The organism is Streptomyces sp. NPDC059874 (assembly GCF_042731135.1).
In the GTDB taxonomy this organism is placed as follows: domain Bacteria; phylum Actinomycetota; class Actinomycetes; order Streptomycetales; family Streptomycetaceae; genus Streptomyces.
In genome coordinates, this window is sequence record NZ_JBHWJY010000038.1 from 28,368 (window position 1) to 46,906 (window position 18,539).

Consider the following 18,539-nt stretch of genomic DNA (forward strand, 5'->3'; position numbering starts at 1 on the left):
GGGAAGGGGATGCAGGCGCGGCGGCGAGGCTCTCTGGAGGACGGATGACGTCGGTGGACCCTTCACCGGAAGCGGCACCATCTGACGACCCGACCGGGCGGGTGGGAACCGGGCAGCCGCGGACCGAGCGGCGGGCCGGTCAGGGTTCCGCGGTCCTGCGGTGGCTGTCGACCACCGATCACAAGGTGATCGGCAACCTCTACCTGGTGACGGCCTTCTGCTTCTTCCTCTTCGCCGGCCTGCTGGCCATGCTGATGCGGGCCGAACTCGCCCGCCCCGGACTGCAGCTCATCTCGAACCAGCAGTACAACGAGGCGTTCACCATTCACGCCACGATCATGATGCTGCTGTTCGCGACGCCGACCTTCACCGGTTTCGCCAATGCGATCATGCCGCTGCAGATCGGAGCGCCCGATGTCGCCTTCCCCCGGCTGAACGCCTTCACCTACTGGGTGTACCTGTTCGGGGGACTGCTCGTCGTCTCCGGATTCCTGACCGCCCACGGGGCGGCCGACTTCGGGTGGTTCGCGTACGCGCCGCTGAACGGGCTGCGCTACTCCCCCGGAACCGGCGCCGACCTGTGGGCCATGGGGCTGGCCGTGTCCGGGCTCAGCACGATCCTGGGATCGGTGAACTTCATCACCACGATCATCTGTCTGCGCGCGCCGGGCATGACCTTGTTCCGGATGCCGATCTTCACGTGGAACGTCCTGTTCACCTCGATCCTGGCGCTGCTGGCCTTCCCGGTGCTCACCGCGGCGCTGCTGGTCCTGGAGGCGGACCGGAAGTTCGGTTCGCACGTGTTCGACCCGGCGAACGGCGGCGCGCTGCTGTGGCAGCACCTGTTCTGGTTCTTCGGGCATCCCGAGGTCTACATCGTGGCCCTGCCGTTCTTCGGCGTGGTCAGTGAGATCCTTCCGGTCTTCAGCCGCAAACCCATGTTCGGCTATGTGTCCCTGATCGGTGCCACGATCGCCATCACCGGGCTGTCCGCGACCGTGTGGGCGCACCACATGTTCGCCACGGGAGCCGTGCTGCTGCCCTTCTTCTCCCTGCTGTCGTTCCTGATCGCCGTGCCGACGGGCGTGAAGTTCTTCAACTGGATCGGGACGATGTGGAAGGGGTCGCTCTCCTTCGAGACGCCGATGCTGTGGTCCATCGGCTTCCTCGTCACCTTCCTCCTGGGCGGACTGACGGGCGTGCTGGTGGCGTCGCCCCCGCTCGACTTCCATCTGACGGACAGCTACTTCGTCGTGGCCCATCTCCACTACGTCCTCTTCGGCACCATCGTCTTCGCCACCTTCGGCGGCTTCTACTTCTGGTGGCCCAAGATCACCGGGCGGATGCTGGACGAACGCCTCGGCAGGGTCCACTTCTGGACGCTGTTCGCCGGCTTCCAGACCACCTTCCTCGTCCAGCACTGGCTGGGTGAGGCCGGCATGCCTCGCCGGTACGCGAACTACCTCGCGGGCGACGGCTTCACGCTGCTCAACACCGTCTCCACGCTCGGCTCGTTCCTCCTCGGCGTCTCGACGCTGCCCTTCCTCTACAACGTCTGGAAGACCCACCGCCACGGCGAGCGGGTCACGGTGGACGACCCCTGGGGATGGGGCCGGTCCCTGGAGTGGGCGACGAGTTGTCCGCCGCCCCGGCACAACTTCCACACTCTGCCCCGGATCCGCTCGGAGTCCCCGGCCTTCGACCTTCACCACCCGGAGGTGCCCAGTGAAAGGTGAGGCCTGGCTCTTCACCGGAACGGCCCTGTTCTTCGGGGCGACCACCGTCTTCTACGGATGGCTTTCCGGGGAGCCCGCGGGGAGCGCGGCGCTCTGCGTCTCCTTCGTCATGTCGAGCCTCGTCGCCGCCTTCCTCTGGCGCCAGTACCGGCGGGGCGGAGAGCGGCCGGAGGACCTCGACGAGGCCGAGGTGCGCGACGCCGGTGGCCGGCGGCTCTACTTCCCCGCCCGCAGCTACTTTCCGGTGCTGGCGGCCGCCGGAAGCGCGCTGATCGGCCTGGGCGTGGTCCAGGGGCTGTGGCTGTGCCTGATCGGGTTCGGCGTCCTGCTGCCGGGAATCCTGGGGTTCGCCTTCCAGAACCTCGGCCACCCGGAGTAGGGCGCGTCCTTCGGGTCAGCCGTCCTCGGAGGACCGCTCCCGGTCCGGGCCCGCGGTGGTCTCGGCGGTCTTCCGTAGCTGTTCGGCGGTCGCCGGGTAGCGGACGCGGTCCTGGTAGTACCAGGCGCTGAGGGCCGCCCGGAGACGGCCGCGCCGGTTTCCGGGCCCCGCGCGGCCGGCGTCCTCGGCGGGCTCCACCGGCCGGGGCCGCTCCCGGGCGAGCACGGCGTACCGCTCGGTGGGCGTGAGGGCCCGGTGCTGCGGGTGGAAGCCGCCTTCGGCGCCTTGGAGGACGAGGCCGGACTCCTCACCGTCCGTCAGCAGCCGCCGCTCGCGCCATTGCAGGGCCAGGCACAGCCGCCGGGTGAGCCAGAAGACGGCCACCGGTACGAGGAAGAACGCGATGCGCAGCGCCCAGGTCAGGCCGTGCACCGGCACGTCGAAGACGAACGCCAGGATGTCCTGGCCCCCGGCCAGGAGCAGTACGGCGTAGCAGGAGACGGCCGCCGCGGCCAGGCCCGTGCGGACGGGCCGGTCACGCGGACGGTCGCAGAGGTGCCGCTCCCCGGTCGGGCCGGTGATCCAGCGTTCGAAGTAGGGGTAGGCGTACAGGACCGCGAAGAGCGCACCGGGCAGCAGTACGGCCGTCACCAGCGCGTTCCACGCGATCGTGTGGCCCCACAGTCGGGTTTCCAGGCCGGGCATCAACCGTAGGGCGCCTTCCAGGAACCCGACGTACCAGTCGGGCTGGGAGCCGATGGAGACCACGTCCGCGCGGTAGGGGCCGTAGGTCCAGATGGGGTTGATCTGCGCGACGGCGCCGAGCGCGGCGAGCACCCCGAACACGGCGAAGAACAGGCCGGCGGACTTGGCCGTGTACTGGGGGAAGAAGGGCAGGCCGACGACGTTGCGGCCGGTCCTGCCGGGCCCCGGCCACTGCGTGTGCTTCAAGGTGACGACGAGCAGGATGTGCACGGTGATCAGCCCGGTCAGCAGGCCGGGGACCAGCAGGATGTGCACGGGGTAGAGCCGGGAGACGATGTCGGTCCCCGGGAACTCGCCGCCGAAGGCGAAGAGGCTCAGGTACGTGCCGACGAGCGGGATCGACAGCATGATCCCCTGGGCGATCCGCAGCCCGGTGCCCGACAGCAGGTCGTCGGGGAGCGAGTAGCCCGCGAATCCCTCCAGCAGCGCCAGCAGGAACAGCGTCACGCCCACCGTCCAGTTGACTTCGCGCGGGCGGCGGAAGGCTCCGGTGAGGAACACCCGGAGCATGTGCACCCCGATGGCGGCCACGAAGAGCAGGGCGGCCCAGTGGTGGATCTGGCGGATCAGCAGCCCGCCCCGGACGTCGAAGCTGATCCTCACGGTGGAGAGGTAGGCCTGCGACATGAGCACGCCTTGCAGCGGCTCGTAGGAACCCTGGTAGGGCGTCTCCCGCATCGACGGATCGAAGAAGAAGGTGAGGAACACGCCGGTCAACAGCAGGACGAGGAAGCTGTACAGCGCCAGCTCGCCCAACAGGAACGACCAGTGGTCGGGAAAGATCTTGCGCACGCCCGTCCGCGCCACTTCCGACAGCGGCAGCCGCGCGTCCAGTGCCCCCACTCCGCGCGCCACCGCGCGCTGCGCCTTCCGCGTCGGACCCGGCACGGCATGCACCTCCTCCGAACGGAATGCACGCAAAGCTACCGAATCTCACTCTTTGCTATCAATCAAGACACGAGGTCAGCCGTCGTCCGTGGGCACGCACAGGACCGGCACCGGTGACAGGTGCAGGAGCTTGTGCGGGGTGGAGCCCAGGAGGGCGCCCCGGATCGGGCTGTCGCCCCAGCTGCCGACGATGATGACGCGCGCGTGGTGGCGCTCGGCCGCGTCGAGCAGGGCCTGGGCCGGTTTCTCGTCGACCACCTCGACCGTCGAGGGGACCCCGGCCTCGTCGGCGGCCTCGACGGCGTGCGCGAGGGCGGCGCGGCCCGCCTGGCGGACGGCCTCCCGGTGGGCCCGGTACTCCTCGCCGGTCGAGCCCGGGGCGGCCGCGCCGTAGACGAGGACGAGGGGCTCCCCGAAGGCGGTGGCCACCTCCAGCGCCACGTGCAGGGCCCGCTCCGCGCCGGGCGACTCGTCGTACCCCAGGACCACGGACATGAGGCCTCCTCAGTTCTTCCGGCCGTGGACGAGGTCCGGGTCGGCCACGCCCCGCCGTTCCCGCCAGAACCGGCCGTCGTGCAGCCGCCAATAGCACATGACGAGCACGCCGACTACGGCGATGCCGATCCCGATGACGAGCGGCGGGCCGAGACCGAACCAGGAGACGCCGCCGGCGGAGTTCTCCGGGTTCGACATGTCGTGGACCGACTCCACGAGCAGCCAGATCAACAGGCCGGCGCCGATCACCGGGCCGGCGCCGATGAGCAGGAAGTTGCGCGGGGTCTCCAGCAGGTGGCGGCGGTAGTAGATGGCGCAGGCCAGGCCGGTGAGCGCGTAGTAGAAGGCGATGAGCAGGGAGAGCGCGGTCAGCGAGTCCAGGAGGGCGTTCTCGCTGATCTGGTTGACGACGAGGTACCAGCCGATGGCGATGGCCGCCACCCACCAGGTGCTGACGTTCGGGGTCAGGAAACGCGGGTGGATGTGCGCGAGATGGTGCGGCAGCGCGTGCCGGCGGGCCATGGACAGCGCGGTGCGGGAGGCGGGGATGATCGTGGTCTGGGTGGAGGCGAGCGCGGAGGTGCAGACGGCGGCGAGCACCACCCAGTCCCAGCCGCCCATGACCTCGTGGGCGAGTACGGCGAACACGGCCTCCTCCTCGGCCGCGTTCTCGGCGAGGAAGGCGGTGCCGGCGTAGCCGACGACCGCGAAGCCCACGGACAGGTAGGTCACGAGCAGGACGACGGTCGACCAGATGCCGGCCTTGCCTGGCGCGGTCGCGGAGTTCTCGACTTCCTCGGTGAGGTTGACCGCCGACTCCCAGCCCCAGTAGATGAACACGCCCAGCAGCAGGCCGCCGGTGAGCGCGGCGCCGCCCGCGCCGAAGGGGTTGAGCCAGTCGATGGTCGGTTCGATCGAGTCGAGGGTGCTGGTGCCGGCGTAGATGCGGTAGATGGCCACGACCGCGAAGACCAGGAGGAAGAACACCTGGGCGAGGATGAGGACGTCCTGCAGGTGGGCGGACAGCTCGGTGCCGATGACACAGATCAGGGTCATCACGAGGATCACCGCGACGGCGAGCCCCTGACGGATCGCCTCGTTGGAGGCCCAGCTGTCCAGCCCTGCGGCGAGCAGCCCGAATTGGACGGCCACGTCGGCCAGGGAGCCGATGACGAGTACGCCCGTCATCGCGATGGCCCAGCCGCCGAGCCAGCCCGCCCAGGGCCCCATGGCCCGGGTGACCCACGAGAAGGTCGTGCCGCAGTCCTGGTCGACCTTGTTGAGGTAGTAGAAGGCGGCGGCGATGAGCAGCATCGGCACGAAGGACGCCAGCATCACGCCCGGCGCGTAGATCCCGGCCAGGGCGACGATCGGCCCGATGACGGCGGCGAGGGAGTAGGCGGGCGAGGTCGAGTTCAGGCCGATGACCAGGGCGTCGAGAAAACCGATCGCGTTCGCCTTGAGCCCTGGTTCGGGGTTGCCGTCGCCGTCCCCCGCTTCGCCACCGCTCGCACCGTCGTGGACCATGTACGAATCGTCACGCACCCTGCGGCGCCGCGCGAGGCGGGTACCGCCCGTCAGGGGTGGGTGTTCCAGCCCGCGATCACCGGGAGGCCGTGTTCCGTGGAGAGCATGCTGACGGTGCCGGTGCGCAGCAGGAACAGCCGCCCTTCGGCGGGGTCCAGGCCCAGGTAGCGGGCGGTGAGGACGCGCAGGAAGTGCCCGTGGGCGACGACCACCACGTTGCCCTCGTCCGCGCTGAGCACGGGGGCGATGCGGGCCAGGGCGCGGTCCGCGCGGGCGCCCACCTGGGTGGCGTTCTCGCCCGGGTGCGTGGCGTCGCCCGGCGGGACGCCGTGGGTCCACAGGGACCAGTCGGGGACGGTCCGCCGGATCTCCGCGGTGGTGACGCCCTCGTAGCCGCCGTAGTCCCACTCGTACAGGTCGGGGTCGGTGACTCCGTCGGTGAGGCCGGCGAGCTCGGCCGTGGCGACGGCCCGGCGCAGCGGGCTGGTCAGCACCAGGGCCGGCCGGCGGTCCTGGAAGAAGGGCGCCAGCGAGATGGCCTCCTCGACGCCGCGCGCGGTCAGCGGAACGTCGGTGAGTCCGGTGTGCCGCCCGTCGGCGCTCCAGGCCGTCTCTCCGTGCCTCACCAGCAACAGGTCGCTCATTCTCGGGACCCTATGTCTTCCGGCATGTCGGCGTGGTGGGGCCCGGCGGGCGTGTCACTGTCGGGCGTCATGGACGAGGGGTCGCGGCTGCCCGCACTGATGATCGCACTGACGGTGGCGACGGGGCTGGTGGAAGCGGTGAGCCTGCTCGCGCTCGGGCCGGTGTTCACGGCGATGCAGACCGGCAACGTGCTGTTCCTGGCCTTCGGGGCCGCTCGCGCGGGCGAACTGCCGGCGCTGCCCTCCGGGGTCTCGCTGGCCGCCTTCGTCCTCGGGGTGCTGTGCGGGGCGCTGATGGAGTCGGCGACGGAGGCACGGGGGCGGCGCTGGTTCATCATCGGGCTCACCGTCGAGGCCGTGCTGATCCTGAGCGCCGCCGGCATCGGCTGGGGCCTGGAGCCGCGCTACGGGGCTCCGACCGCCCGCCACCTGGTCGTGACGGCCGTCCTGTCGCTCGCCATGGGCATCCGCACGCTCACGATCATGCGGGCGCACCTGCCGGGTGTGCCGACGACGCTGATCACCCGGTCCATGACCGCCTTCTTCGGGGGATCGGCGATGGGCCAGGCCGGCGCCTTCGGATACGGGACCGCCGCCTGGGAGCTGCGCGGCCTGTCGGTACTGGGCATGTTCGCCGGCGGGTTCCTCGGGGCACTGCTGGTAGGGGCCGAATGGACCGTGGGCCGGCTGCTGCTGCCGGTCGCAGCGCTGGTGCTGGCGTCGGCCGCGGCCGAGCTGGGACAGCCCCGACTGCACTCGGGGCAGCTCCGTGGCGGCAAAGGATCCGGCTGACCTGGGCCATTGGTACAGTCACGGCATGGCGGTGGACGAGCTCGACACGAGAATCCTGCGCCTGCTGATCGAGCAGCCGCGCACCAGCGTCCGTGAGTACGCCCGGATCCTCGGTGTCGCGCGCGGCACCCTCCAGGCCCGGCTGGACCGGCTGGAACGCACCGGGGTGATCACGGGGACGGGTCCGGTGCTCTCTCCCGCCGCGTTGGGCCATCCGGTGCTGGCCTTCGTCCACATCGAGGTCACGCAGGGGCACCTGGACGACGTCGGTGACGCCCTCGCGGCCGTGCCCGAGATCATCGAGGCCTTTTCGATCACCGGCGGCGGGGACCTGCTGACGCGGGTGGCGGCCCGGGACAACGCGCATCTGGAGGACGTGATCCAGCGGCTGATCCGGCTCCCGGGTGTGGTCCGCACCCGTACCGAGGTGGCCCTGCGCGAACGGGTCCCGCATCGGCTGTTGCCGCTGGTGGAGTCGGTGGGACGGGCCGCCCGCAAAACCTGACAGGATGGTCTAGACAGGACACGACCGGCAGGACGGGCGCAGCGGATGATTTCCGTCATATTCGATCTCGACGGCACCCTCGTGGACAGCGAGCCGAACTACTACGAGTCCGGGCGCCGCACCTTGGAGCGGCACGGGGTCCCCGATTTCACGTGGGAGGAGCACTCCCGCTTCATCGGAATCGGCACCCTGGAGACGTTGGAGATCCTCCGGGACCGCCACGGGATCCAGGCGCCGGTCGAGCAACTGCTCGCCGAACAGAACGCCGCCTACCTGGAGCTGGCCCGCACCGAGACCGAGACCTTCCCGGAGATGCGCAAGTTCGTCGAGCGGCTGCACTCCGAGGGCGTTCCGATGGCGGTGGCCTCCGGCTCCTCGCGCGAGGCGATCGACGCCGTGTTGGCGGGCACCGGTCTGGACGCGATGCTGAGCCTGGTGGTCTCCGCCGAGGAGGTCGCCCACGGCAAGCCCGCCCCGGACGTGTTCCTGGAGGCGGCCCGGCGGCTGGGCGCGCGGCCCGCCGACTGCGTGGTCGTCGAGGACGCGGCGCCGGGGGCACGGGCCGCCCACGCCGCCGGCATGGAATGCGTGGCGATCCCGTACGTGGTGGAGACCGCGCACGACCCGGCCTTCGCGGACGCCGGGCTCCTCTTCCCGGGCGGGCAGGGCGAGTTCAGCGCGGACGCGGCGCACGACTGGCTGACGTCACTGCGGGCCGCCTGACCCCGCACGAGCCGCCCGGCCGGACCACGATCGGCCGGCCCGCGCCGACCGCACGAGCCGCCCGGCCGGGGCGGTCCGCACTCTGGTGCTCTGCGGGGACGGCTGCCACCATGCCCGCGTGACCTCGACCCAGTCCCCGGCCACCCAGCCCCCCGACACCGCGAGCGGCGGGCCGCGCCGCTGGCCCCTGCTCGGCAACCTGCCGGCCTTCGCCCGCGATCCGCTGGCCTTCTTCGAGTCCCTGCGCGACGACCACGGGGACTGGGTCCCCTGGGCGCTCGGCCCTCAGCGCAACGTGCTGGCCTCCCGGCCCGAGCACGTCGGCGAACTGCTGGGGGCGGTGGAGTCCACCTTCAGGCCGACGGAACTGGGCTGGGCCTTCCGCCAGTTGCTGGGCGAGGGCGTGGTCGTCGCCCAGGGGGACGACTGGCGGCGCAAACGGGCCTTGGTCCAGCCCGCCGTACGGCCGCGCCAAGTACGCTCGTACGCCGCCACGATGGTGGAGTGCGCAGACGCGCTGGCCGGGACCTGGCACGAGGGCGACCAGATCGACGTGCACCGGGAGATGGCCGGGCTCACCCAACGGATCGCGGTGCGCACCCTGTTCGGCAGCGACGCCGCCGGCCGTGAGGCGCCCATCAGCGCCGCCATGGCCACGGCGCAGCGCGAGCTGGGGGCCGAGTTCCGGGGGGTGACGCTGTTCCTGCCGCCCTGGGTGCGCACGCCCGGCCGGCGCCGGATGCGGCAGGCGGTGGCGGTCCTCGACCGGGAGATCGAGCACGTCATACGCGCGCACGAGGCCGCGTCGAGCGCCGGCGCGGAGCGGGACGACCTGCTGAGCCGGCTGCTCGCCGCCCGCGACGAACACGGCGGCCCGCTCTCCCGCAAGGAGCTGCGCGACGAGTCGATCACCCTCTACATCGGCGGACACGAGACCACCTCGACCACGCTGACCTGGGCCTGGCAGCTGCTGTCGGGCGCGCCCGCGGCACGGGCCCGGCTGACGCAGGAGCTGGACCGGGTACTCGGCGGGCGGCTGCCCACGTACGACGACTACGCGCGGCTGCCGTGGACCCGGCAGGTGGTCAAGGAGGCGCTGCGGATCTATCCGCCGATCTGGCTGATCTCGGCGGTGGCCGCGCAGGACACGAGCATCGGCGGGCGTCCGGTGCCCGCAGGGACCTCGGTGTGGGTCAGCCCGTGGTCGATGCACCGGGATCCGCGCTGGTTCCCGGATCCGGAGGCCTTCCGCCCGGAGCGATGGGACGCGGACGCCCCGCACGCCGTCCCGGATCACGCCTGGTTCCCCTTCGGCGGCGGGCCCCGGGCCTGCCTGGGGGCGCGGTTCGCGCTGGTGGAGGCGGCGCTCGTGCTGGCCGTACTGGCGCAGCGGTTCCACTTGGACAGCGGCTCCGGACGGGCCGGGGTCTTCCCGGGACTCACCCTGCAGCCGAAGACCCCGGTGCTGGCGACCCTGACGACGCCCTGACGGCACCCCGAAGGCGCCCCGACGGCGCCCCGAAGGCGCCCCGACGATCGCGGGAAGATCCCGCACGCCTCGCGAGTTGGTAGAACCGTGAACGAAATCTCGCGGGACGTGGACGTGGTGGTCATCGGCGCGGGGCAGGCGGGCCTGTCCAGCGCCTACCACCTCGCCCGGACGGGGATCGAGCACGTGGTCCTGGACCACGCGCCCCGCCCGGGCGGGGCCTGGCAGTTCCGCTGGCCCTCCCTCACCTACGGCAAAGTCCACGGGATGCACGCCCTGCCCGGCATGGAACTCACGGGCGCGGACGCCGGGCGGCCCTCATCGGAGGTGATCGCGGAGTACTTCGCCGCCTACGAGGACCGCTTCGACCTGCGCGTACGGCGTCCCGTGGACGTCTCGGCGGTACGCGTGGGGGACGGCGGCCGGCTGCGGGTGGAGTCCTCGGACGGCATCTGGTCGCCCCGGGCCCTGATCAACGCCACCGGGACCTGGGACCGGCCGTTCTGGCCGCGCTACTCGGGCCAGGAGAGTTTCCGCGGCCGCCAACTGCACACGGCGAACTACCCGGGGCCGCGGGAGTTCGCCGGGGCGCGGGTGATCGTCGTGGGCGGCGGCACCTCCGCGGTGCAGCACCTGCTGGAGATCGCCGAAGTGGCGGCGGAGACCACCTGGGTGACCCGACGGCCCCCGGTCTTCCGCGAGGGGAGCTTCGGCGAGGCCGAGGGCCGGGCGGCGGTGGCCCTCGTCGACGAGCGGGTCCGACAGGGGCTGCCGCCGCAGAGCGTGGTCAGCGTGACGGGACTCCCGCTGAACGAGGTGGTCCGGGCCGGGCTGGACTCGGGGGTGCTGGAGCGGCGCCCGATGTTCGAGCGCATCACCGCCACGGGCGCCGCCTGGGCGGACGGGAGCCGGGTGGACGCCGACGTCATCCTGTGGGCCACCGGATTCCGCGCGGCCGTCGACCACCTGGCGCCGCTGCGCCTGCGCGAGCCGGGCGGCGGCATCCGTGTCGAGGGGACCAGGGCCGTCCGCGACGAGCGGGTCCACCTGGTCGGCTACGGCCCCTCGGCGTCCACCATCGGCGCCAACCGCGCGGGCGGCGCCGCGGTCCGCGAGATCCGCCGGCTGCTGACCCGCGAACGGGCCTTCGACCCGGTCCCGGTCCCGGTGGCCTGAGCGCCGCGCCGCCGCCCCTCAATCGGCCTCCGGTTCATCGATGGGGAACACCCGGTCCGGGGTGCCACCGGCCGCGCGGGCCTCCCTGGTCGGGTACACCCAACCCTCCCCGTCCCGCACGTCCAGAACGGGATCGGTCCAGCTCTCGGTGGCCTCCGGGACGAGTTTTCGCGTGGTGCCCCGCCGCGCGTCGTGGATCAGGAGCGAGACGATGTTGTAGAGCTGGTTGCCGATGGGGCCGAGTCCCTGCTCCGGGTGGTCCTTGGGGCCCTCGATCCGGATGGTGAAGAAGCGCTCGTCCTCCCAGAAACCGCCCTTGTCCAGCCATTCGCCCTCCCCCACGCGCACGCCGTCCACCCAGAGCCGGGCTTCGCCCGGATGGTCGCGGAACAGGAGCACCGATCGGTGCTCGTCGCCGTCGGCGAAGGTCACGTCGATCTCGTGCTTGGAAAAGCAGTCGATGAAGCTGCTGCACGCCCCGGGTATCCCCCCGTGCCGATAGTTCGCGAGCTTCTCGCCCGGCGGCGGATCCTGGCTGCAGATATCGGCGAAACGGCAGGCCCGGTCGACGCGCCGGGTGCAGCCGAGCCCCATCGCCGCGATGTCGCGCGCCGAAGCCTGCGAGAGCAGTTCTCCCAGCCGTTCCACGTACCGCTCCTCGCCGACCAGGGAGGTCAGTTCGGCCTCGTCGAACCACCAGTGCAGCAGGTCCACTCCGGTGGGGGAACGGGCCAGCCAGTCCTGCCAGTCGACCACGCGGTCGCCCCACCGCTCGACCATCCGCCGGCGCCCTTCCCGTTCGGCGGCCGCGGCGGCCTTTTCGGCCGCGTCCCTGCGCTCCCGAATGAGCTTCCCGAACGAGTCCTCCTCGGCCGCGGGCCCGTCCGTCGTTCCCGCGCCCGCTTCCGCGTCCGCTCCGGCCTTCGCTTCAGCCCTCGTCTTCGCTCTCCATGGCCATTTCACGGTTCGCCCCCTCGGTCCACGTACTCGGCAGGCCGCCGATCTTAGAACCGTCGTGGAGTCCGCCGCCCCTCATTTCCCGGCGGCGGGGCCCGCCTTGGCGCGCAGCCGGTTGAACTCCGCCACGTGCTTCTTGTGTTCGTCGTACGTCGCCGAGAAGCGGGTGTCCCCCGGTTTCACGGTGACGAAGAACAGCCAGTCGCCGGGCGTCGGGGCGACCGCGGCCGCCATGGCCGCCAGCCCGGGGCTGTCGATGGGCGTGGGTGGCAGTCCCTGTCGTTCGTACGTGTTGAAGGGGCTGTCGATGCGCGTCTCGCTCAGCTTGGTGTCCACCGTGCTGCGGTTCAGCGCGTAGTTGATGGTGGAGTCCATCTGGAGCGGCATCGACTTCGCCAGCCGGTTGTGCACCACCCTGGCCACCTTGCCCATGTCGGCGCGGCCATCGGCCTCCGCTTCGATGATGCTGGCCAGCGTGGCCGTCTGGTACGGGGTCATGCCGTGGGCCTTGCCGCCGTCCGCGACGGCCCGGGTGGCGAGCTTCTCGTTCGCCGTGCTCACCATGTGCGCGAGGAGCGCGGCCGGGGTGGTCTTCGAGGTCACCGGATAGGTGGCCGGGAAGAGGTAGCCCTCCGGATTGCCCTTGGCCTCCGCCGGCAGGGGCAGGCCCGCCGTGGCCACCGCCGCCTTGGTGGAGCCCGCCGGAAGCCGAAGTTCGCGGTCCACGGCGGCGTAGACCTGCGGGGCCCGCCAGCCCTCGGGGATCACCAGCCGGCGCGGGGTTTCCGGCACCGGTTCGCCCCGGAACATCGGGATCAGGACCACCGCGCCGATCGTGAGCAGTGCGGTGAGGAAGAGCGCCAGCCGACCCCGGCGGGTGAGCCGGGAACGGCGCTGCGGCGGCAGGTACTCATGACGCATGCGGGAACGCTAACGCGCCGAGCGCGACATTCCCGGCACCCAGCCGGTGCGCCGGTCATACGATCACACGCGCACCGGGGCCAACTGGGTGAGGTCCCGGTCCCGGCGGACCAGGGCCGCGTACCGGCCGTCCGCCTTGAGCAGCTCCTCGTGCGTACCGCGCTCGGCGATCCGGCCCTTGTCCAGGACCACGATCTGGTCGGCGTCGCGCACGGTGGAGAGCCGGTGGGCGATGGTGATGGTGGTGCGGCCCGCGGACAGGTTGTCGATGGCCTGCTGGACGGCGTGCTCCGTGCGGGTGTCCAGGGCGCTGGTGGCCTCGTCGAGGATCAGCACCGGCGGGTCCCGCAGGATGGTACGGGCGATGGCGAGCCGCTGCTTCTCCCCGCCGGAGAACCGGTAGCCGCGCTCGCCGACCAGGGTCGCGTACCCGTCGGGCAGGGACTCGATGTGGTCGTGGATCTGGGCCGCGCGCGCCGCCTCCTCGATCTCCTCGTCCGTGGCGTCCGGCTTGGCGAAGCGCAGGTTGTCCGCGACCGAGGCGTGGAAGAGGTAGGTCTCCTGGGAGACCACGCCGATGGAGCGGGCCAGCGAGTCGAAGTCGAGGTCGCGCACGTCCACCCCGTCGAGGGCGACCCGGCCGCCCGTGACGTCGTAGAGCCGGGGCACCAGGTAGCTGAGCGTGCTCTTCCCGGAGCCGGTGGGGCCGACCACGGCCAGGGAGCCGCCGGCCGGGACCGTGATGTCGATGCCGGAGAGGGTCGGCCCGCTCTTGGCGTCGTACTCGAAGTCCACGCCCTCCAACGTGACCTCGCCCTTGGCCCGGTCGATGCGCACCGCGCCCTCGCGCTCGGTGATGTCCACCGGCAGGTCGAGGTACTCGAAGATGCGGGCGAACAGGGCGAGCGAGGTCTGTATCTGCACTCCGGTCGACAGCAGGCTCACGGCGGGCCGGAAGAGGCCCTGCTGGAGGGTGACGAAGGCGACGAGGGTGCCGACGGAGAGCGAGGGGGCGCCCGTCTGCAGGGCTATGCCGGCCGCCCAGTAGATGAGCGCGGGCATGGCGGCCATGACGATGCCGATGGTGGACATCCGCCAACGCCCGGCCATGCTGGAGCGCACTTCGAGGCCGACGAGCTTCTCGGACTCCTCGGCGAAGGCGGCCGTGAGCGATTCGGAGCGGCCCATCGTGCGGCCGAGCAGGATGCCGCTCACCGACAGCGACTCGGTGACCGTCGCGGCCATGGCGGCCATCTGCCGCTGGCGCTGCGTGGTGATCCGCTTGCGCTCGCGGCCGACGCGGCGGCTGATCCACACGAAGACGGGGAGCAGGAGCAGCGAGACGAGGGTGAGCCGCCAGTCGAGGGCGAGCATGGCGACGACGGTGGCGATGACGGCCGTCAGGTTCGAGACGAGCGAAGTCGCGGTGGAGGTGACGGTGGCTTGCATGCCGCCGATGTCATTGGCGATCCGGGACTGCACCTCGCCGGTGCGCGTCCGGGTGAAGAAGGCCAGCGGCATCCGCTGGAGCTGGGCGTAGACGGCGGTGCGCAGGTCGTGCATGACGCGCTGACCGACCGTGGTGGAGATCAGGGTCTGGAGCACGCCGAAGACGCTGGTGACGACGGCGGTCAGGATCATGCCGAGCGCGAGCAGGCTGAGCAGCCCGGTGCGGCCCTGCGGGATCGCGACGTCGAGGATCTCCTTGAGCAGGAACGGCGAGGCGACGCCGACCAGCGAGGAGGCGCCGACGAGCAGGCCGACGACGGCGAGCCGGCCGCGGTAGGGCCGGAAGAGCCCCACGATGCGGCGCAGCTCCCGCGGCTGTTCGGCGGGGGCGGGTCGGGTCGGGTCGAGGGGATCTTTCGATGGGGTCCACTTCGGTTCGTCGTGCGGCATGGGCACCCTCTCGGGGGTCGGGAGTCCGGGTCTTCGTAGACCCGGGGCCATTGGAGCATAGGTGATTGTTACCTATACTCACAATGAACGGCGTCCTGATATTGTTCCCGGCATGAGCTCCGCCTCCGACACAGATCGCCTCCTCGCCGAGCAGCTCCTCCGCCTGACGCGCAGGCTCCACCGGATCCAGAAGCGCCACATGGAGCCGCTCGGGATCACTCCCGCCCAGAGTCGACTGCTGCGCCTCGTCTCGCACTACGAGGACGAGCAGCCGCCCCGGATGGCGGACCTCGCCGCCCGCCTGGAGGTGGTCCCCCGCGCGGTGACCACCCTCGTGGACGGCTTGGAGGCGGCCGAGTGCGTACGCCGCGCGCCCGACCCGGTGAACCGCCGTGTCATCAGGATCGAGCTCACCGATACCGGCCGCGCCACGCTGCGCCGTCTGCGCAACGCGCGAACCGACGCGGCAGAGGAGATCCTGGCTCCATTGACCGCCGACCAGCGCGAGGTGCTCGGCGGCCTGCTGAACGCCCTGTCGGACGCCCCGGCGGAGCGCCGCTGCTGAACAGGCCGGCCACACCCGCGCCGGCCGCGAGCGAGGCGAGGGGTCGCACATGCCGCTGCTGGAACCGAAGCCGGGGGCCATGCGCCCGCGCGGCATCGGCGGCCCCGCCCACGACCGGGTCCCCGAGCACCGGTCGGGCGGCACCCCGGAGCCGCTGCGCTCCGAGCTGATCGAGCTGCTGGGCGCCGAGAAGGTGCTGTGGAAGGTCTCCGACCTGATCCGCTACGCCTCGGACGCCTCCCCCTACCGCTTCGTACCGCAGGTCGTGGTGATCGCCGAGGACATCGACGACGTCTCCGCGGTGCTCTCCTACGCCCACGGCAGACAGCGCGAGGTGGTCTTCCGCGCCGCCGGGACCTCGCTCAACGGCCAGGCCCAGGGCGAGGACATCCTGGTGGACGTACGCCGCCACTGGGCCGGGATCGAAGTCCTTGACGGGGGCCGGAGGGCCCGGATCCAGCCCGGCACCACCGTCGTGCGGGCCAATGCCGCCCTTGCCCGGCACGGCCGGATCCTCGGACCCGACCCGGCCAGTGCCATCGCCTGCACCCTCGGCGGGGTCGTCGCGAACAACGCGTCCGGCATGACCGCGGGCACCACGAGGAACTCGTACCGCACGCTCTCCTCCCTGACCTTCGTCCTGCCCGGCGGCACCGTCGTGGACACGGCCGACCCGCTCGCCGACGAGGAGCTGGCGCGCGCCGAACCGGCCCTGTGCCGCGGGCTGATGGAGATCAAGAAGGAGATCGAGGCCGACGCCGCCCTCGTCGCCCGGATCCGCGCCAAGTACGAGATCAAGAACACCACCGGCTACCGCCTCGACGCCTACCTCGACGGCAACACCCCCGTGGAGATCCTGCGCGGTCTGATGGTCGGTTCGGAGGGCACCCTGGGATTCATCTCCGAGGTCGTCTTCGACACCCTCCCCCTCGACCGCGCACTCTGCTCCGCCCTGCTGTTCTTCCCGTCGCTGCCCGCGGCGGCCGCGGCCGTGCCGCTCTTCAACGAGGCGGGCGCCATCGCCGTCGAGCTGATGGACGGCAACACCCTGCGCGCCTCGGTCAGCGTCGAGGGCGTACCCGCCGACTGGGCCGGTCTGCCCAAGGACACCACCGCCCTGCTCGTGGAGTTCCGGGCCCCGGACGAGGAGGGGCGGGCCGCCTGTGAGCGGCGCGCGGCCCAAGTGCTGTCCGGGCTGGACCTGGTGGCGCCGGCGGCCTCGGTCACCAACGCCTTCACCCGGGACGCGCACACCATCAACGGCTACTGGAAGGCCCGCAAGGCCTTCGTCACCGCCGTCGGCGGGGCCCGCCCCTCCGGCACCACCCTGATCACCGAGGACTTCGCGGTACCGCCGTCCCGGCTGGCGGAGGCCTGCGATGCGCTGCTCGAACTCCAGGCGGAGCACGGCTTCGACGCCGCCGTCGCCGGTCACGCGGCCCACGGCAACCTGCACTTCCTCCTCGCCTTTGACGCCTCCGACCCGGCCGACGTGGAGCGGTACGGGGCCTTCATGGACGCCTTCTGCCGGCTCACGGTGGAGCGGTTCGACGGCTCCCTGAAGGCCGAGCACTCCACCGGCCGCAACATGGCGCCGTTCCTGGAACTGGAGTGGGGCCCGCGGGCCACCGAGCTGATGTGGCGCACCAAGCGGGTCGTCGACCCGGACGGGGTGCTCGCCCCGCGCATCCTCCTCGACCGCGACCCTCAGGCCCATCTGCGCGGCCTGAAGACGATTCCGCGGGTGGAGGCGGTGGCCGACCCGTGCATCGAGTGCGGTTTCTGCGAACCGACCTGCCCCAGCGAGGACCTGACGACCACTCCGCGCCAGCGGATCGTGCTGCGCCGCGAGATGACGCGCCAGCAGCCGGGCTCCCCCGTGCTGGACGGGCTGCTGGGCTCCTACGGCTACGACGCGGTGGACACCTGCGCGGGCGACTCCACCTGCAAGCTCGCCTGCCCGGTCGGCATCGACACCGGCGCGCTGATGAAGGACTTCCGCCACCGCCGGCACAGTCCGCGCGAGGAGGCGGCCGCCGCGCTCGTCGCACGCCGGTTCAAGGCCGTCGAGGCCGCCGCCCGACTGGCCGTGGCCGCCGCCGCCACGATCACGGACCGGGTCGGGGACGGGCTGCTCACGGCGGTGACGGGAGCCGCGCGCAAGGCCGTGCGCCCGGACCTCGTTCCGCAGTGGCTGCCGCGGATCCCCGGGGCGGCCGCACGGAAACTGCCGCCGACGCGGCGGGTGGGCGCCTCTGCCGTGTACTACCCGGCTTGCGTCAACCGCGTCTTCGGCGGGCCCGAGGGCCGGCCCGGCCCCTCCCTGCCGGAGGCGGTGGTGGCCGTTTCGGAGCGGGCCGGGAAGCCGGTGTGGATTCCCCGCGACGTGAACGGCACGTGCTGCGCGACCATCTGGCACTCCAAGGGCTACGAGTCCGGCAACCGGGTGATGGCCAACCGGATCGTGGAGGCGGCCTGGGGTTGGACGGCGGGAGGCCGGCTGCCACTGGTCGTCGACGCCTCCTCCTGCACCCTGGGCATCGCGCACGAGGTGGTGCCCTACCTGACGGACGACAACCGGGCGCTGCACGCCGAGTTGCGGATCATCGACTCGATCGTGTGGGCGGCGGACGAGCTGCTGCCGCACCTGGAGATCCGGGGCACGGTCGGCTCGGCGGTGCTCCACCCCACCTGCTCGATGCGGCACTTGGGCGACGAGGCGCACCTGCGGGCGGTCGCCGAGGCCTGCGCGGACGAGGTGGTGGTCCCGGACGACGCGGGCTGCTGCGCCTTCGCCGGCGACCGGGGCATGCTGCATCCGGAGCTGACGGCCTCGGCGACGGCTCGCGAGGCGGCGGAGGTGACGGCGCGGGACTTCGACGCGCACCTGTCGGCGAACAGGATGTGCGAGGTGGGCATGGACCGGGCGACGGGCCGGGGCTACCACTCGGCCCTGCTCGAACTGGAGCGCGCCACCCGACCGTGAGCGCCGGTGTGCGCGACCCTCCTGACCAGGTGCTACGCGGCCCCCCGAGTCCGCAAACCTCTTCGTGGAAGGCCGATGCCCACGGAAAATCG

At 71.7% G+C, this 18,539-nt stretch carries 16 protein-coding genes; 9 read left to right on the forward strand and 7 right to left on the reverse strand.

Annotated features, from left to right (window positions below):
- The first annotated feature begins 44 nt into the window (after window positions 1-44).
- The gene (gene ctaD, locus ACFV9H_RS22070) at window positions 45-1,736 is read left to right on the forward strand and encodes a cytochrome c oxidase subunit I (protein ID WP_385400769.1); all 1,692 of its coding nucleotides are present in this window, start codon (window positions 45-47) and stop codon (window positions 1,734-1,736) included.
- Complete coding sequence (locus ACFV9H_RS22075; RefSeq protein ID WP_385400772.1) at window positions 1,726-2,115, forward strand: cytochrome c oxidase subunit 4; 390 nt, start codon at window positions 1,726-1,728, stop codon at window positions 2,113-2,115. Before ctaD ends, ACFV9H_RS22075 begins: the two co-directional genes overlap by 11 nt.
- Window positions 2,116-2,130: 15 nt before the next feature.
- Here the strand turns inward: ACFV9H_RS22075 and ACFV9H_RS22080 are convergent, their stop codons facing one another.
- The 4 genes from ACFV9H_RS22080 to ACFV9H_RS22095 form a co-directional block, all read right to left on the reverse strand.
- On the reverse strand, window positions 2,131-3,768 hold the full coding sequence (locus ACFV9H_RS22080) for a cytochrome b N-terminal domain-containing protein (RefSeq protein WP_385400775.1): 1,638 nt from the start codon (window positions 3,766-3,768) through the stop codon (window positions 2,131-2,133).
- Window positions 3,769-3,843: 75 nt separating this feature from the next.
- A complete protein-coding gene (locus ACFV9H_RS22085) occupies window positions 3,844-4,263 on the reverse strand; it encodes a universal stress protein (protein ID WP_385400776.1) in 420 nt (139 codons plus the stop codon).
- Between the two features lie 9 nt (window positions 4,264-4,272).
- Window positions 4,273-5,790, reverse strand: coding sequence for an APC family permease (locus ACFV9H_RS22090; protein WP_385400779.1), 1,518 nt, complete (start codon window positions 5,788-5,790; stop codon window positions 4,273-4,275).
- Window positions 5,791-5,840: 50 nt separating this feature from the next.
- Window positions 5,841-6,434: a histidine phosphatase family protein gene (locus ACFV9H_RS22095; RefSeq protein WP_385400782.1), complete on the reverse strand. Its 594-nt coding sequence runs from the start codon at window positions 6,432-6,434 to the stop codon at window positions 5,841-5,843.
- Window positions 6,435-6,458: 24 nt separating this feature from the next.
- Between ACFV9H_RS22095 and ACFV9H_RS22100 the strand changes: the two genes are divergently transcribed.
- The 5 genes from ACFV9H_RS22100 to ACFV9H_RS22120 all read left to right on the forward strand — a co-directional run bounded on the left by ACFV9H_RS22100 (window position 6,459) and on the right by ACFV9H_RS22120 (window position 11,119).
- On the forward strand, window positions 6,459-7,226 hold the full coding sequence (locus tag ACFV9H_RS22100) for a YoaK family protein (RefSeq protein WP_385400784.1): 768 nt from the start codon (window positions 6,459-6,461) through the stop codon (window positions 7,224-7,226).
- Between the two features lie 25 nt (window positions 7,227-7,251).
- Window positions 7,252-7,731, forward strand: a complete 480-nt coding sequence (locus ACFV9H_RS22105; RefSeq protein ID WP_385400787.1) for an Lrp/AsnC family transcriptional regulator — start codon at window positions 7,252-7,254, stop codon at window positions 7,729-7,731.
- A 45-nt stretch (window positions 7,732-7,776) separates the two neighbouring features.
- Entirely contained in the window at window positions 7,777-8,454 is a 678-nt protein-coding gene (locus tag ACFV9H_RS22110) for an HAD family hydrolase (protein WP_385400789.1), read from the forward strand.
- 118 nt (window positions 8,455-8,572) lie between these two features.
- On the forward strand, window positions 8,573-9,943 hold the full coding sequence (locus ACFV9H_RS22115; RefSeq protein ID WP_385400791.1) for a cytochrome P450: 1,371 nt from the start codon (window positions 8,573-8,575) through the stop codon (window positions 9,941-9,943).
- A gap of 87 nt (window positions 9,944-10,030) precedes the next feature.
- The gene (locus tag ACFV9H_RS22120; protein ID WP_385400794.1) at window positions 10,031-11,119 is read left to right on the forward strand and encodes an FAD-dependent oxidoreductase; all 1,089 of its coding nucleotides are present in this window, start codon (window positions 10,031-10,033) and stop codon (window positions 11,117-11,119) included.
- Between the two features lie 18 nt (window positions 11,120-11,137).
- Here the strand turns inward: ACFV9H_RS22120 and ACFV9H_RS22125 are convergent, their stop codons facing one another.
- From ACFV9H_RS22125 to ACFV9H_RS22135, 3 genes are all read right to left on the reverse strand, one after another.
- A complete protein-coding gene (locus ACFV9H_RS22125) occupies window positions 11,138-12,082 on the reverse strand; it encodes a hypothetical protein (protein ID WP_385400796.1) in 945 nt (314 codons plus the stop codon).
- A gap of 69 nt (window positions 12,083-12,151) precedes the next feature.
- Window positions 12,152-12,997: an endolytic transglycosylase MltG gene (gene mltG, locus ACFV9H_RS22130; RefSeq protein ID WP_385400798.1), complete on the reverse strand. Its 846-nt coding sequence runs from the start codon at window positions 12,995-12,997 to the stop codon at window positions 12,152-12,154.
- Between the two features lie 63 nt (window positions 12,998-13,060).
- Entirely contained in the window at window positions 13,061-14,896 is a 1,836-nt protein-coding gene (locus ACFV9H_RS22135) for an ABC transporter ATP-binding protein (RefSeq protein WP_385400801.1), read from the reverse strand.
- A 112-nt stretch (window positions 14,897-15,008) separates the two neighbouring features.
- Here ACFV9H_RS22135 and ACFV9H_RS22140 point away from each other — a divergent pair, with 112 nt between their 5' ends.
- Together ACFV9H_RS22140 and ACFV9H_RS22145 are read left to right on the forward strand one after the other, a co-directional pair.
- The gene (locus tag ACFV9H_RS22140; protein ID WP_385400805.1) at window positions 15,009-15,461 is read left to right on the forward strand and encodes a MarR family winged helix-turn-helix transcriptional regulator; all 453 of its coding nucleotides are present in this window, start codon (window positions 15,009-15,011) and stop codon (window positions 15,459-15,461) included.
- A 49-nt stretch (window positions 15,462-15,510) separates the two neighbouring features.
- Window positions 15,511-18,447: an FAD-binding and (Fe-S)-binding domain-containing protein gene (locus ACFV9H_RS22145; protein ID WP_385400808.1), complete on the forward strand. Its 2,937-nt coding sequence runs from the start codon at window positions 15,511-15,513 to the stop codon at window positions 18,445-18,447.
- Window positions 18,448-18,539: the final 92 nt, after the last annotated feature.